The 15,364-nt window shown below is 63.8% G+C and carries 13 protein-coding genes; 8 read left to right on the forward strand and 5 right to left on the reverse strand.

Going from position 1 to position 15,364, the window contains the following annotated elements; all coding sequences use genetic code 11:
* Positions 1 to 11: 11 nt before the first annotated feature.
* Both VT84_RS28805 and VT84_RS28810 read right to left on the reverse strand, forming a co-directional pair.
* The gene (locus tag VT84_RS28805; RefSeq protein ID WP_261340595.1) at positions 12 to 365 is read right to left on the reverse strand and encodes an ArsC family (seleno)protein; all 354 of its coding nucleotides are present in this window, start codon (positions 363 to 365) and stop codon (positions 12 to 14) included.
* A gap of 435 nt (positions 366 to 800) precedes the next feature.
* Positions 801 to 1,784: a metallophosphoesterase family protein gene (locus tag VT84_RS28810; protein ID WP_082841924.1), complete on the reverse strand. Its 984-nt coding sequence runs from the start codon at positions 1,782 to 1,784 to the stop codon at positions 801 to 803.
* A 128-nt stretch (positions 1,785 to 1,912) separates the two neighbouring features.
* Here VT84_RS28810 and VT84_RS28815 point away from each other — a divergent pair, with 128 nt between their 5' ends.
* From VT84_RS28815 to VT84_RS28840, 6 genes are all read left to right on the forward strand, one after another.
* A complete protein-coding gene (locus VT84_RS28815) occupies positions 1,913 to 2,677 on the forward strand; it encodes an SDR family oxidoreductase (RefSeq protein WP_052556351.1) in 765 nt (254 codons plus the stop codon).
* A gap of 64 nt (positions 2,678 to 2,741) precedes the next feature.
* Positions 2,742 to 3,818 (forward strand): hypothetical protein, encoded by a 1,077-nt coding sequence (locus VT84_RS28820; protein ID WP_082841925.1) that lies wholly within the window; start codon positions 2,742 to 2,744, stop codon positions 3,816 to 3,818.
* A 439-nt stretch (positions 3,819 to 4,257) separates the two neighbouring features.
* The gene (locus VT84_RS28825; protein WP_082841926.1) at positions 4,258 to 4,707 is read left to right on the forward strand and encodes an SHOCT domain-containing protein; all 450 of its coding nucleotides are present in this window, start codon (positions 4,258 to 4,260) and stop codon (positions 4,705 to 4,707) included.
* A 189-nt stretch (positions 4,708 to 4,896) separates the two neighbouring features.
* Positions 4,897 to 6,195 carry an ATP-dependent Clp protease ATP-binding subunit ClpX gene (gene clpX, locus VT84_RS28830; protein ID WP_052556356.1) on the forward strand — a complete coding sequence of 433 codons (1,299 nt, stop codon included), beginning with the start codon at positions 4,897 to 4,899 and terminating at the stop codon, positions 6,193 to 6,195.
* 493 nt (positions 6,196 to 6,688) lie between these two features.
* Positions 6,689 to 7,330 carry a Uma2 family endonuclease gene (locus VT84_RS28835; protein WP_082841927.1) on the forward strand — a complete coding sequence of 214 codons (642 nt, stop codon included), beginning with the start codon at positions 6,689 to 6,691 and terminating at the stop codon, positions 7,328 to 7,330.
* A 110-nt stretch (positions 7,331 to 7,440) separates the two neighbouring features.
* Positions 7,441 to 8,712, forward strand: a complete 1,272-nt coding sequence (locus VT84_RS28840; protein WP_157469928.1) for a hypothetical protein — start codon at positions 7,441 to 7,443, stop codon at positions 8,710 to 8,712.
* 86 nt (positions 8,713 to 8,798) lie between these two features.
* Here the strand turns inward: VT84_RS28840 and VT84_RS28845 are convergent, their stop codons facing one another.
* Together VT84_RS28845 and VT84_RS28850 are read right to left on the reverse strand one after the other, a co-directional pair.
* On the reverse strand, positions 8,799 to 9,110 hold the full coding sequence (locus VT84_RS28845; RefSeq protein ID WP_082841929.1) for a putative quinol monooxygenase: 312 nt from the start codon (positions 9,108 to 9,110) through the stop codon (positions 8,799 to 8,801).
* 45 nt (positions 9,111 to 9,155) lie between these two features.
* The gene (locus VT84_RS28850) at positions 9,156 to 9,839 is read right to left on the reverse strand and encodes an SOS response-associated peptidase (RefSeq protein WP_082841930.1); all 684 of its coding nucleotides are present in this window, start codon (positions 9,837 to 9,839) and stop codon (positions 9,156 to 9,158) included.
* A gap of 316 nt (positions 9,840 to 10,155) precedes the next feature.
* Between VT84_RS28850 and VT84_RS28855 the strand changes: the two genes are divergently transcribed.
* Both VT84_RS28855 and VT84_RS28860 read left to right on the forward strand, forming a co-directional pair.
* Positions 10,156 to 10,929 (forward strand): DUF1080 domain-containing protein, encoded by a 774-nt coding sequence (locus VT84_RS28855; protein ID WP_082841931.1) that lies wholly within the window; start codon positions 10,156 to 10,158, stop codon positions 10,927 to 10,929.
* 145 nt (positions 10,930 to 11,074) lie between these two features.
* On the forward strand, positions 11,075 to 12,145 hold the full coding sequence (locus VT84_RS28860) for a hypothetical protein (protein WP_052556368.1): 1,071 nt from the start codon (positions 11,075 to 11,077) through the stop codon (positions 12,143 to 12,145).
* 65 nt (positions 12,146 to 12,210) lie between these two features.
* On the opposite strand, the gene VT84_RS28865 is transcribed toward VT84_RS28860, so the two are convergent.
* Entirely contained in the window at positions 12,211 to 15,204 is a 2,994-nt protein-coding gene (locus VT84_RS28865) for a sigma-70 family RNA polymerase sigma factor (protein ID WP_162271880.1), read from the reverse strand.
* Positions 15,205 to 15,364 lie beyond the last annotated feature (160 nt).

Raw genomic sequence — 15,364 nt, forward strand, 5'->3', positions numbered from 1 at the left:
GCACGGCAGATTCAGCCGGCGAACACGCGGGAGTAGACTTCTTCGTTGAACCCGACCACGAGTGTCCGACCGACGCGGGCCGTTGGTGCCCGCAGGTTGCCCGTCGGCCCCATCAGGCGCGCGAGGAGCGTCGCGTCGTCGGGGCGGTCGTTCTTCAAGTCGAACGTCTCGACCTTCGGCCCTTTCATCGCGATGAGCGTGTCGATCCCGTCGAGCAGCGCAAGCGCATCGTCCGCACTGTAGCGAACTTTGGTCGCGTTCACGGTTTCGGTCACGGCCACGGACTGGTGCCCAAGGAACCCCTGGGCTTTCTGGCACGTCGTTCAGGCACGCCGTTCGTAAAGCCATTCGATCTGTTTGGACATCGGTCCCTCTGGAGTGGAAATCGGAAAGCCCGCGAACGCCGTTCGCGGGCTTTCCTGTGTAACCGATTCGCCGGTCTACTTCTGAACCTGGTTCGCGGAACGCTCACGGCACCGCCGGGCGGCGCGCCCCTGCGCATGCAGGAGAACCACGACCGGCGGGGTTGTTCCAGGCTCCTGCATGCGCAGGGGCGCGCCGCCCGAAAGCGGTGCTGGAACAGCGTTCCCCGAGACGCATGGCGTAGCAATCGCTCGGACGACGCAACATCGTCCCGCTGCAGAGCAGCGAGCTAAACCGTACTGAATCGGTTGAAAGCGTTGTAGTCGGGCGCGGAAACGGGGCAAGCGGCAGAAGAACCTAACCCCCTAACCCCCTTCCCTAAGAAGGAAGGGGGAACAGAACCAAATACACAGACAACCAAACTCCAATCGGCGGTTTTAAGCTCCTCTCCGCTTAGGGGAGGGGTTGGGGAGGGGTTGCCTTTGTTCCTCCCCCTTCCCTTTAGGGAGGGGGCCAGGGGGGTAGGTCTTCGGTAACTCGAACTCGAACGTGTCTGTGTCCACGAACGCTTTCGTCGCCAGATCGTACACGCGACGTTGCCCCTTCAGGTGCCAGCCGTCGATGGTGTAGTCGTGGTAGCCCCACCGTCGCGTTTGGGTCGAACTCCCGGTGCAGATCGTCGGGAACGGCAGATTCGGCGCGATCGGTAGCGCGTACCAGTGGTGCCGGTGCCCGTGCAACCACAGACTCACGCCGCACTCGGCTGCGGCGTCGCGCGCCGCGCGCCAGTCGTGGAGCCGGTGCCAGCGGGGTTCGATCTGGTGCCCCTCTTTCAAAAGCGGGTAATGACTCACGACGATGCGCGGGCCGGCGTCCAGCATGGCGCACAGCGCGCGAAAGCGCTCGAGCTGCGGAACGCCGACGCGCCCGGTCGCGTCCCAGAAGAGCACGTTCGGCTTCGCGGAGTTGAGCGCGATCAGCCACACGTGCCCGACCTTCTGTGCAAACGGGTACGGGTCCGTGGTCACTCGCTGACCTTGTTGCCACGGCGCGAAGGGCGTTTCAAAGAACCGATCGCGGACCGAGCGCCGGATGTAGAGGTCGTGGTTGCCCGGAACGGCGATCCCGGGCGGAAGGGCCGTGCAGCCCACCCCGAGCCGCGTCGCGGCTTCAGTCATTTCGGAGGGGAAGCCGAGTGCGGTCGCGTCGCCGGAGAACACGAGGTGGTCGAAACCGCGCGACGCGAACTCGGTCCGGAGCGCGACCGTGACGTCGTTCGCGTGGAAGAACCGCGCCCCGCGCCCGAGCAGCCTCACGTTTACCAGGCCCGTGGTGCGCTTGTTGAACGTGTCCCGCACCCGCCAACCGAGCGGCCGGGCGGTCAGGTGAATGTCGCTGAAGTGCGCGAGTCGGATTGCCATGTTCGGAAGTTGTCGTGCGGCCCCGGGCGGTACGGAATACAACCGACCACTGTAGGGTATCGCGGCGCGCGACCGGCGGCAGGTGCTTTCCGTTCCGCGCTCCGCACTCCGCGTTCCGCGTTGAGAGCATGATTACTTACAACTTCTCCGGCAAAGTGGTTCTCGTTACCGGTAGCTCGCGCGGGATCGGCGCGGGCGTGCTGACCGCGTTCGCGCGGGCCGGCGCGACGTGCGTGCTCCACTTCTGGGACGACCCCGCGGGCGCGAACCGCAAGGACGCCGAAGCGCTGGCGGCCGAGTTCCGCGGGCTGGAGAGCAAGCCGCCGGTTCACATTTTCGCGGGCGACGTGCGCGACGCGGCCCAGGTCGAAGCCCTCATGAAGCAGGTGAAAGACCAGTGCGGCGGGCTGGACGTGCTCGTGAACAACGCGGGCATCATCAAGGACCGCACGCTAAAAAAGATGACGCTCGACGAGTGGCACGCGGTCATTCAGACGAACCTCGACGGCGTGTTCCACTGCTGCAAGTACGGCACCGAGATCCTGCGCGACGGCGGGCGCATCGTGAACGTCGCGTCGGTCGCGGGACTGGTCGGCTTCCACGGCCAGACCAATTACGCCGCCGCGAAAGCCGGGGTCATCGGCCTCACGCGCGTGCTGTCGAAGGAACTCGCGCGCCGGCAGATCACCGCCAACGCGGTCGCGCCGGGCGTGATCCAGACGCCGATGCTCGGCGAGATCAAGCCCGAGGTCATGACCGAGTACCTGAAGCAGATCCCCGCGGGGCGCCTGGGCAAGCCGGAAGACATCGCGAACGCGGTGCTGTTCCTCGCGACCGAGGAGAGCGGGTACATCACCGGGCAGGTGCTCCCCGTTACCGGCGGCTGGGTGTGATTTCTGGCCGGGCGCCCGGCGGTGAGGTAAGCTGAACCGACTCGATACTCTGGAACCAATCTCCATGAAACGACACGTAACGCGCGGCCTGGTGGCGCTGGGACTGGTGACACTGGCGGCCACGGTGAGCGCGCAGACCGTCCCGGACACGGTCGAAGTGCGCAACCGCAAGGACGGCACCACGAAGACTTACTCCGGGCAGTTGAAGGCCGGCCCCGCGGGGTTCCAGGTGTTCAGCGGGGAGAAGCTCGAGAAGGCCACCGAAGCGTTCGCGCCGGACGACATCCTCAAGGTCGCGATCGGCGATTTGCCGGGCGTGGAGCGGAACGCCTTCAACGCGGCGAAGACCAAAGAAGACAAGAAAACCGCGAAGGATTACGCGGAAGCCACCGAAGGGTACAAGGCACTCATCAAGCCGGGCCTCGCGGAGCGGAGCAAGCGCCACCTGGAGTTCCGGATCGCGAGCGTGAAGCAGAAGCTCGCGGACGACCTCGAGGGCGACGCCTGGGCCAAGGCCGTGGACGCCGCGATTCTCAACTGGAAAGAGTTCTGCGACCTCTACTGGGCCGCCCCCGGGTGGGAACTGTGGCCCGCGACGCGGGCGATGACGCGCCTCCAGATCGAGCGCCGGAAGTACAGCGACGCGGCCTCCGCGTGGTCGAAGCTGAAGGGCGCCGCGGACCTGCCGCCCGAAGCGAAGCTCGAAGCCGCCCTCCAGGAGATCGACGGCCGGATTCGCGGTAAAGAGTACGCGGTGGCCGCGGGCGCGGCGGAAGACCTCATGAAGACCGCCACGGGCGCGCGCAAGGAGCGGCTCGCGATTTATCACCTGACCGCAAAAGAGGGGGGCAGCGGAAAGTACCAGGAGGGCATCGACAAGATCAAAGCCGAAATGGACAAGTCGAAAGACCCGTCCGTTCACGCCACCGGGTTCGCGATGACGGGCGAACTGTACCTCGCCGCCGGCAAGCCCCGCGACGCGATGTGGGCGTACCTGTTCGTGGAAACGGTCGTGAACCAGGACAAGGAAGAGGTGTTCAAAGCGGTTTCGCGCCTCACCGAAATCTTCGAGACCCAGATGGACGAGGAGCAGACCAAGAAATACCGCGAGAAAATCAAACGCTCCCGCGGCACGCTGTAATTAGCCAGAGGACAGAAACGGGTGCGCTCAAGCCCCGTTAGGGGCGGAGGCGAGTAGCCAGGGGTGGAGCGGAGCGCAACCCCCTGCGCGGGCTCCCGCGAACCCGGATAGCGTGGTGCCTCGTCGCGACGCCCGTATTTTTTACACTCCCCGGTCCGCCAGGGGTTGCGCTCCGCTCCACCCCTGACTACTCACCTCCGCCCCTAACGGGGCTTGAACACCTCTAGCCTCTGCCTTTTGTCCTCTGCCTTTTGCCCTCTGCCTTCTGATCTCTGCCCTCTATCTCTCGCCCTAACTCCTTACCCCTTCCGATTCTTCTACCTGTTCGCATTACCGCGCCCCAATTCCCCATCTTCCCGTGTCTTTGGATTGTCGCGGTTTGGCTGGCGGGGTAAACTGTGCAAAGATTGCCCGTTGTTGTCGGTACGAGGCGATTTGCATGTGGGCGCTTTCCCTTCTCGCGGCCGAAGACCCGTTGACGCGACCGGAAATTATTTACGGTGTCGCCGGCCTTGTGGGTGCGATGCTCGTCGGGGCCATCGCCATTTCGCTCACGGACAAGTGGCGCAAGCGGGCCACGGCTCCGGCACACGATGCGACGGACATGCTCACCAATTACCGTGACATGTACGAACACGGCGAGATCACGGAAGCGGAATACACGGAACTGCGGCGCAAAGTGGCGGACAAGGTGAAGAACGCGCCCGCACCGGTCGCCCCCCGCAGCCCGACCCGTCCGGGCGCCCCGATCCCGCGAAATTCGCGATCCCCGCGCCGCCCGATTCCGGGGCGAAAACCGAGCCACCCGCGCCGCCCGCGGTGCCGCCCGAATCGCCCCCAACACCAGGAGCCTCCTAACTGGTGCTCCGGGCAGAACCCGTACCACTAGCCGGGCAGTCGGCGCGATTGCGCCTGTTCTCCGGTTCTCGCGCGACTCGACTCCTACCCGGCGGTATGATTAGGCTGAAGTCGAGGAGCCGACGGCTTCTCGCGAACGACCGACCCAGTGCGGGGACCGAGCCTCTTCCGCACGCCGCGAAACAACAATCCATCCGGCACCACCAGATCGGGGAGCCCAATGCCTTCGGACCGCACCACCGGTGACTCTGGCGGACGCCGCCCACCCGGAACCGCCGGCCGCAACCGCAACGCATATTGCTCGTTTTGCCGCCGCAGCCACCGCGACGTCGGCCCCCTCGTCGAAGGACCGGGCGACGTCTACATCTGCGGCGAGTGCATCGAGCTGTGCCAGTCGATCATCGACCAGGAGAAGAAGCGCCGCGGCCCGGCCAAGGCGTCCACCTCCAACACGCCGGCCCCGCGCACCATTAAAGAGAAGCTCGACGGGTACGTGATCGGGCAGCAGCGCGCGAAGAAGGTGCTCTCCGTCGCGGTCCACAACCACTACAAGCGCCTCAGCCTCGACGCCAGCAGCCGGCACGAGGTCGAGATCGAGAAGAGCAACATCCTCTTCGTCGGCCCGACCGGGAGCGGCAAGACGCTCCTCGCCCGCACGCTCGCGAAGATCCTCGACGTGCCGTTCGCGATCGGCGACGCGACCACGCTCACCGAGGCCGGGTACGTCGGCGAGGACGTCGAGAACCTGCTCCTCAAGCTGCTCCACGCCGCGGATTTCGACATCGAAGCGGCACAGCGCGGCATCATCTACATCGACGAAATCGACAAGATCGCGAAGACGAGCCAGAACGTCTCGATCACCCGCGACGTGTCCGGCGAGGGCGTGCAGCAGGCCCTCCTGAAGATGCTCGAAGGGACCGTGAGCAACGTGCCCCCGCAGGGCGGGCGCAAGCACCCGGAGCAGCAGTACATTCAGGTCGATACGTCGAACATCCTGTTCATCTGCGGTGGGACGTTCGTCGGCCTCGAGGACATCATCTCGCGGCGCCTGGGGCGCAAGTCGATCGGCTTCGGCGCGGTCGACAAGGAGCACCGGGAGAAGTCGCTGGGCGAGCTCCTGAGCCAGGTCACCGCCGACGACCTGATCGAGTTCGGGATGATCCCGGAGTTCGTGGGCCGGTTGCCGGTTCTGGCCCCGCTCGACCCGCTCGACGAGGAAGCGATGCTCCGCATCCTCACCGAACCGAAGAACGCGCTGGTGCGGCAGTACCAGAAGCTCTTCGAGATGGAAGGCGCCGAGGTCGAGTTCGAGATCAACGCGCTGAAAGAGATCGCGCGGCTGGCGAAGGCCCGCGACACGGGCGCACGCGGGCTGCGGGCCATCGTGGAAGACGTGATGCTCGACGTGATGTACGACCTGCCCGAAATGGAACACAAGGGCAAACACGTCATCACCGCCGAAGTGGTCCGCGGGGAGCGCAAGTTGGGCGAGAAGAAGCCCGGCAAGAAGAGCGCGTGAGTATCGGGGGAGGGTGAGCAACGAGCGCCCGCGGGTCGGACCCCGCGGGCGCTCTCGTTTTTGTGTCTTCAACGGCCGCAGGGATTCCCGATAGCGAACTGCGTCATTTTTCTGCGCTTCCGGACTTCGCCAGAAGCGCTGAATGAATACGCCGAAACTATTTGTATCCCTTTGTCCACTAGCGTATAATTTGTTTGTGGACACCGGACGTGGCACTTGCTGCGCTGCGAAATGACGCTCGACGAGCAAAACTCGTGGACGGATCTGGGCCGAAATCACAAAAATGTTAGCCGTTATTGGCCGCTGACAAGGGGTATTTAAGCAGCAACAAACCCGAAGCTACTGAAACAACGGATGTTACGTCACCGGAAAAGATCACGGCCCGATGCAATGTACCCGCTCTTCCCGAAACGTTAGCAATTGTTACTTTCGGTCGGAGAGCGAGCCAGAACTGAGATCGAAACGGCCACTTCAACATCGTGCAAGTGCGAGTATGAACATTCGCTTTCAGCCGCCCGTGCGAACCGTCGCCGATCTGCTCCACCGCCTCGGGGACATTCCGGCGGACCGCGTCCGGTTCAACCCGGTTCCGGGCACCGCGACCGTTGAAGACCTCTTGCGCGACGAAAACCGCCGGTGCGAACTGGTCGACGAAACTCTCGTGGAGAAGCCAATGGGGGTCCGAGAACCGCTCCTCGCGATCTACCTGGGCGAGTTAATCGGCCCGCTCGTGCGGCGACAGAACCTCGGAATCCTGACCGGAGCGGACGGAACTTACGAACTGCTCTCCGGTCTGGTCCGGTTGCCGGATCTGGCTTTTGTTTCGTGGGACCGCTTACCGGGCCGGCGCCTCCCGGACGAACCGGTGCCGAACGTCGTACCGGACCTGGCCGTGGAAGTGTTAAGCGCGAGTAACACGCTCGGCGAGATGGCCCGCAAGCGCGGCGAATATTTCAAAGCGGGCGTGCGGCTCGTGTGGGAGATCGATCCGCGGGCGCGCACCGTTCGCATTTACTCGTCAGAAATTGCGTTCACCGATCTGACCGGGACCGATACGCTCGACGGCGGAACGGTTTTGCCGGGCTTCACTCAGCCGCTCGCCCAGTTCTTCGCGGAACTCGATCGCCACGGTTAGAACGATTCGCGCCGTCGCGTGTGCTGGCGCTGTTCGTGTTGCACGCCGGGGCGATTCCGGGTCTACTCTGCCCACGTCCGGAGGACCGACTTGAGCGGAGAAATGAGAACATGACCACATCACGGATGATGCTCGGTGTCGCGACGGGTTTTGCGCTGGTGCTCGCGATCGGATGTGGTTCAAAGCCAGAACCGGCTCCGGCACCGTCGAGCGCACTGGAACCCGACCCAAAGCCGAACGATTCGTCGGCCGCCCCGGTAGCGCCCCTGGGGGGAAAAGAAGCACAAGCGCAGGCGCCGAAAATCCCCTGGGAGCTGGACGCGGACAAGCAGGTCGCCCCCGCCGCGCCCGTTCGCGGGATCATTGCGGGCGTCGACGTGACGCCCGAGGTCTCGGTCACGAGCGACGAACTAGCATTTCGCCTGACGAAGCCCGGCGCGCCGATGCCGGAGCGGTCAGTATCGATCAAATTCCCGGCCGGCCAGCAATCCCTGGGGCGCAACTGGAAGGTGAAGGGGGGCGACGAGCCGGGACCGAAGGTGCCGGAAGTGTGGCTCGAAGTCCAGGGTCAACCGATCCACCTGCACCCGTCTGGGTATGCGATGACGCTCGAACTCGGCGCGCGCAAAGACGGGAAAGTGAACGGCAAGATTTACATCAGCTTACCGGACAAGGATCAAACGGTGCTCGCGGGCACCTTTGCAGCGGACTACACCCGCTTACACACGGAGAAACCCGGTTCGGACGAGGTGCCCTACGTCGCCGGTGAAGTGACCGTGGTCGGTGCACCCGCGAGTGCCGAACTGCGGGTCGCGTATGCCGCGTTCTTGCCCACGAAACCGGTGGTGTTCAAGGAACTGCAACTCGCGGCCGATCCGCTGCCGATCGAGCAGGCACGCTGGACGAGCGACAACGAGAAACCGCGCTCCTTCACGCTGCTCCCCGGTGACGGTAAGGCACGCCCGTTCCGCTACGAGCACGCGAAACTTCCGCCCGGTCGTTACCTGCTCTCGGCCGCCATCACGGGCGGTCCGGCTGTGTGGAAATGGGTCGATGTCGCAGCGAACAGCACGCTGACGGAGAATTTCACACTCGACGCATCGAAGACGGGCGGAATCGAAATCACGGCGCCACAAGGCGCGACCGGCAAAGTGTTCCTCGCGCCCGCTGATGAACCGAACCGGCCGGCCCTGGACTCTCAACTGTTCGAGGGCATCTCGATTCAGGTCGTGCGCACCGAAGTCGAAGTGATTGGTGGCAAAGCGATTGTGAAGAACCTCGGACCGGGTCGTTACGAGGTGCGGTTGGGCGACGAGCGCCGGTTCGTGGACGTCGTCCCGGGCAAGACCGCTGAGGTGAACATGACTCCGCCGAAGAAGTGAAGAACCTAACCCCCTGGCCCCCTTCCCTAAAAAGGAAGGGGGAAAAGAGCCACACAAGCAGGGGCGTAGAAGGAGCGCAAAGGCTCTCAGAACGCGGCTTGCGACACGACCAGTTTGACGCCGGTCACGAAGTTCTTCACTTTCTCGCGGTACTCAGTCATGTGTGATGTCGCGCTGTGCGCGTAAAGCGCCTCAACGCTCTCCCATTTTTCGACCACCGTCACCACGTTGTCGTGCGGGCCGTCCTGTACCGCGATCGTCGTCGGGACATCGATCGTGGCCTGGTACTCGATGCACCCGGCTTCCGCTCGCACGAGCGGCGTGACCCACCGGAACACTTCCAGATAGGGCTCGCGCACTCCGGGGTGAAGCGTGATCGTCGCAATAACGTGAATCATTGGGTTCCTTGGCGTCTCTGCGAACGGGGAAGCAACCGAATTTGGTTATAGCGGGCCGGCGAGCGGCACGAGCAGGTCCGCGTCGTCTTCGACCGGATCGTTTACCCGGGTACCGATCGGCCAGCACTTCATCTGGTCGGCCGGATAAGGGGTGAAGCGCGAGAGCAGTTTTTCGGGGTTCGCCTCGTTCGGATCGAGCCACGCGGCGAAGCGCCCCTCGTCCACGACGACCGGCATCCGCTCGTCCATCGGCTTCACCAGCGCGTTCGAGGGCATCGTCAGCACCGAAACCGTTTCAACCGGCCCACGGGGGCTATCCCACCGGTCCCAGATGCCGGCGCACACAAACACTCCGTTACCCGACGGGCGGAAGTAATAAGGCTGTTTCCGCCGGATCCCCGGTTTCCAACCGTAGAAGCCGCTCGCGGGAACCAGACACCGGCGCGACTGAAACGCACTGCGAAACGAGGGCTTTTGTGCCACAGTTTCGGATCGCGCGTTTACGAAACCCTCGTGGGCTGGATCGGTGTTCCAGTGGGGAACGAGTCCCCAGCGCAGGTCCGCCAGTTCGCGTGCGCCGTTCGTCAATCGCACAACGGGAACATCGTGCAGCGGCGCGACATTGTACCGTGCCCTCGATAGCGACCGGGCGTTGTTCGCGCCGGGCGCCAGACCGAATAGAGCGGCGAGTTCCGATTCCGTGGCAGTAATGACGAGTCGCGCGGGCATGGGGCGTCCGGGTTGGTGTGAGGGCGCGGAGCATACCTCGCACCCGGTGGTGAGCCGATGTCGGTGGGCGAATCCCGCAAGGGCGGGTTATTCGCTGCGAAACGCGCCCGCGGCCCTTGCAAGTGGCGCCACTACCCTCGCAGTTTCTTCACCGTGACGGGCTTCTTGACGTTCGACATTGCGTTCACCCGTGGGAAAGGAACGACGGGTTCCCACAATACCACCCGGGAGAACCGCAGGGTAACGCTTTCTCAGTTGCGTTCTCGTCTACCTGGTTCGACAATTTCTGCGTGTTCTCTCCAACCCGGAGCCTCTCATGGCGAATAAGCGTTTAGTGATTCTGGCGGCGGTCGGTGGGGCGGTCGCCGCGTTCGGCGTAATGACCGCGTGCGCGGCGCTGCAACGAGAGTACAAGAGCGGGATCGTGTGGCCGGAACCGGCGGTGGTCACCCCCGGTAAGACGGACAGCGAACCGCCCTCGGACGCGACCGTACTCTTCGACGGCAAGGATCTCTCGAAGTGGGCCAACGGCGACAAGTGGGAAATCAAGGACGGCTACGCGGTGGTGCAGAAATCGGACATCGTCACGAAGGACTCGTTCGGCGACTACCAGTTGCACGTCGAGTTCGCGACGCCGGAGAAGGTCAGCGGCAGCGGCCAGGGTCGCGGGAACAGCGGCGTGTTCCTGGCGAACCGCTACGAGGTGCAGGTGCTCGACTCCTTCGACAACAAGACGTACTTCGACGGCCAGTGCGGGAGCCTCTACAAGCAGACGCCGCCGATGGTGAACGCCAGCAAGAAGCCGGGCGAGTGGCAGAGCTACGACATCCTCTTCACCGCGCCGCGGTTCGACGAGGCCGCGAAGGAAGTGAAGGTTCTGACGCCCGGGTACGTTACGGTGATTCACAACGGTGTCGCGGTACAGAACCACTTCGCGCTGCACGGCAACACGAACTACGACCGCCCGGCCGCCTACGAGAAGCACCCGCTGAAGCAGCCGATCCGCCTCCAGAACCACAGCAACCCGGTGAAGTACCGGAACATCTGGATTCGCGAGATCAAAGCCCTCGAAGGCAAGAAGCCGCAGTAACGGCTCGGTAGCGCCCGACCTTGAGGTCGGGCAGTGCCGCTGCCCCGCTGCCCCGCTGGTCGCAGGTTGTTAGTGCAGCGGGGCAGTGTCCGTGAAGTTTTTGGTCCTGCGACCCCGATTAACCCTGAAACGACAAGGAACGACGATGGCGGCGTGGAACGGACACCTGGCGACACTGGTGGGAGTGATCGCGGTTGTTTGTGGCGGGTGCCAACCCCAGGGAACCGGGTCGACGACCGCAGCGACTGCGAGCACGCTTACGAATTCACCCCCCAAAGAACCTCCGCCCATCAAGCCGAGTGACGCGCCCGAAACGTCTGCTCCGAAGCCCGCCGCGTCCGGTCCGGCCCCAGTTGTCAAACTCACCGTTGGCAAAGAGCCGAACTACGTCAACCTGATCCCAAAGGACGCGCCACCGACCCCGAAGTTCTCGCCGCTGGACAAGAAGCCGGGCTACCTCCGCGGATACGTCAAGGACGCGGCCGGGAACCCGCTCCAGGGAGCGTATATCGGGGTTCGGTCGACGCTCATCGGAGGTCGGTACTCCGGCGCGAGCGCGGAGTCGGACGAGAAGGGGTACTACGAGGTCCAGGTGCCGCAAGGCGCGGCCCACTTCTACGCCGCCGGATACACCGTCGATTACGCCGACGGCCGCGCCGCCTTGACTCTCCACCCGGCCGACGGCAAACTCACCTCGTTCGCTTCCGTCGACGGGTCGGTTGAGAACTTCGTGCTCTGGACCTACGGAGTGGCGGACAAAGACAAGATGAGCGAGAACCCGAGCTACCGGAGCAACTTCTACGGCGGCTCGCTGTACATTGGGCACCACGTCGACGATCCTGGCGATGCGCTGGGCCAACCGCACAATCTGAAAACCGGAACGGAGATCGAGATCACGCTGACCCCGGCAGGAAAGCTTCTGGACGGGAGCATTGGGAAGAAATTCGTGATTAAGAAGGCGGTGTTCAGCACCGGGTTCTCGATCAACAACATCCCCGTGGGTCAGTACCGGCTGACCGTAAAGCGAGCGGACGGTCAACCGCTGCGAACGAAGCTGAACAAACCTCGCGGACTGACATTCGGGATCGCCCCAGAAGAAACCACGGAAAGCGCGATTCTCTCGCTGCATCCAGGTGGGGCAAAAGCGGGGATGGCGACGCCGGGACGCGGGAACTGGGAAGCCGTCGAGGTCTACGTCGAAATTCCGAAGAAGTGACCGCGACTTCTGCGCCAACTTCGAGTCAGGGTTGACCGTGCGGGCGAGCGTACCGCGCCGCGTCGTTACGGCTTCCGCTCCCAAACCACGACCTCACCCACGCGCGGTGCAGCTTGACCGCCCGCGCGGTCGACCGGTGTGCCGCAGCCGGTTAGCAGGAACCTCCCACCACTCGACCACGCCAGCGACGAAACCGCGGTCTCTTCTGGCCCCAAGAGGTGATGGATTTCTGCCCCGTCTTTTGCGGCAAGTAGCACAACGCGCTCTGGACTTTTGCGGGCACCGAGATTGGCGGCGATTGCAACGGTGTTGTCCTCGGGCGAAATCGCCACCGCGTGAACGCGACCAGCACCGTCGCCGTACTGCTTCCGCCACAGTTCTTTGTGGGTCCGCGCGTCCCACAAGATCACCGTTCCCTTTTCGTCTCCTGACGCGATCACATCGCCGTCCTTCGACCACACAACACAGGTGATTCGCTCCGAGTGCCCGGTCAGTTCGACCTCTGATTCGGCTCGCCCCGGTTCCCACAGAACGACACAGCTCTTGTCTTGCTTGTGTCGAATCAGAGCGAGCTGTTTACCGTCTTTTGACCACGCGGCGCTCGCGGGCAGAACCGGCAGTGGCTTGCTCTCCTCCGGGCGCTCGCCAATGGAAATCGCTTCGCTCTCTTGGGCCAGATTCTGCACCTTCGTGGCGTACCCGTCACTGGCCGCGAGCCGCTTCCCCTCCGGGTGATACGCGAGCGTGTGCATCTTGCCGAATCGCACCACGATTTCGTTCTGGTCGTACCACGCGGCCGACTTGCCGGTCTCCACATCCAACCGCTTCACGTCGGTCGGTCCGGCAACGCACAGGTGCTTGCTGTCCGGGCTGTACGCGAGAGCAAGAACCGGCGCGTTCCCGTTCGTCGGCTTGTACGTCCACAACACCCTGCGCGTAACCGTGTCCCAGCACGTGACGTTGGCGTCGGTCGCGGCGGCGAACGATTTGCCATCGGGCGCGATCGCAATGCCGTTCACGAGTGCCGCGTGGTCGGTCAGTACGGAGGACTGGCTCCAATTGTGGCCCGCGGCGGGCTTGGGCGCGGGCTTCTCTGGTACAGAAAGAGCGAATACCCGCACTTTCCCGGTCAATTCGCCGAGCTTGGTGAGGTGATCGAAGTTCGCAAAAGCGGATGCGAGCGCCGTGCCGTCCGGGTGGAACGCGAGTGACGCGATCCCGGCAAACGGCCCGCCTACCGGGTGACTGGAGATTAGCTCCGGCTTCTTCGGGGGGCTTGCTGTCGACCAAACGAATATCTCTTCAGAGTAAACGTCCTTTCCCTTTCGCTCTTGCGGTTGCACCACGGCTGCGGCCGTGTGCTTGCCGTCGACTGAAACCGCAACCGCCGCAACTCGCCCACCGAGCGTCAGGCGCGACTTCTCTTTGAACTTGACCGCATCCCAGATGATGACGATCCCGTCGGCGTCGCCCGTAACGATCCACTTGCCGTCCTTTGACCACGCGGCCGAAACAACCGTCGCCTTGTGTCCTTCGAGGAGTTGATTCCCCGCACCCGAACCGGCCGCCCACGCCCACAGCACGTTCTTGCCCGTGGCCTTGTCGAGCGGCCCCGTCACCACCACCCGCTTGCCGTCCGGAGCGACCGCGAGCGGACCCGCATGCGGATCTGACGGCTGCTTGCCATTGGGACGCACCGGCAACGTGATCGTGGATACGTTCGGCCACTTCAGCCAACTCTTCACGGTAATCTCACGCGCGTCACCGAAGATTACCTTGCGGCTTGTGGCGACGAGCTGACCGTCGCTCAGAATCGGCGTGTCGGGGAAGAACGCGACCGCATAAGGGGCACTCTCACGAACTTCGAGGGTGTCATTGGCCTTGCCCGTTAAGGCACCCAGGAACATTACACCGTCCTTCGTGGTAACGGCGAGTTCCTTACCGTCGGGAACAACTGCGAGTGCCGCGAAGTGCCCCGCGCCCCGATACTCCCAGAGCTTCTTCCACGAAACCACATCGTAGGCGTGAACGTGACCATCAGTTCCACCGACGAATAGCACTTTGCCGTCGGCCGAATACACAGCAGAGCCGCCGAGCCAGCCGGTCAGTTCGAGCACCTTCGCTTCTTTCCAAGAACTTGAAGCGGCCTTTGCATGCGGCTCAACCCCAGAAACGGTAGCGGCCCCGGTACCCGGTGGAGCGTTAGGTTCCGGGTGCGCGTACCAAGCGGGTGCGGTGGCGACGACCGCGAGCAACACACCGACCGTGAGCACGGTCGTGACCAACTTCGTTGGAGTCGAGGAGAGACTTCGCATCACACCCTCTGCTAACGCGAGGACGGAATCGGAAACGCCACGACCGACAAACGAGCCGATCGTGACGGAAACGAGTTCAGCAGAAACGATTGACGGTGTAACAACGGCGACCAACCCGGCGGCGGGCAGCGCGACTCCGTGGCGCGCGAGCCGAGTTGCGAGCGCCTTGCGCCCGCGTGCGAGCCACGCCGCAACCGTGCCTTCTGCCCGATCGAGTTCGAGAGCCGCTTCGGAGCGCGTTTTGCCTTGCAAGTCGCACAGCACGATCGCCGCGCGGTGCGTGTCGGGCAGCGCAGCGAGTTCGGCATCGATGATCGCGCGCAATTCAGCGCGTTCGAGTTCGCCGGGAGCCGCACTTCCTGTGCTTGTAGGGGCAGAGCCCGCCGAAACGATCGCTGCCATTTCGCGCCTCCGCTGCCGAACAGTAGCCGTCTTCGATTTGCGTGCCGTGCGCACCGCGACGCCGTACAGCCATCCCCCAACCGCCCCAGGCGGGCGGATCGAGTTCGCCTTACGTGCGAGAACGAGAAATACCGCCTGGAACGCATCTTCAGCCGCATGCGAATCGGCGAGTACCCCGCGACACACTCCCAGCACCATCGGTCCGTGCCGGTTCACCAGCTCCGCGAACGCGGACTCGCGGTCGACACCGTCAGGCGCAATCGCGCGGACCAGTTCGGCGTCGGTTCGGGGGCCACCGGGTTCGAGCCGGCTTATGACCCGGCGGACGGCAGCGACGGACATCCGGCGCCCTCCTTGTGGCAACGACTCGAAGTGCGAAACGATCCGCCCCGAGTACGTTCTGTTATTGTTTGCCCACCGAACGAAAAATTGATGCAGTAAATTGCGGCGAACGCGGTCGGCGCTCTTGACTTTACTTTGCGTAGCAAAGTATACTTTCGCG

The organism is Gemmata sp. SH-PL17, assembly GCF_001610855.1.
Taxonomy (GTDB): domain Bacteria; phylum Planctomycetota; class Planctomycetia; order Gemmatales; family Gemmataceae; genus Gemmata; species Gemmata massiliana.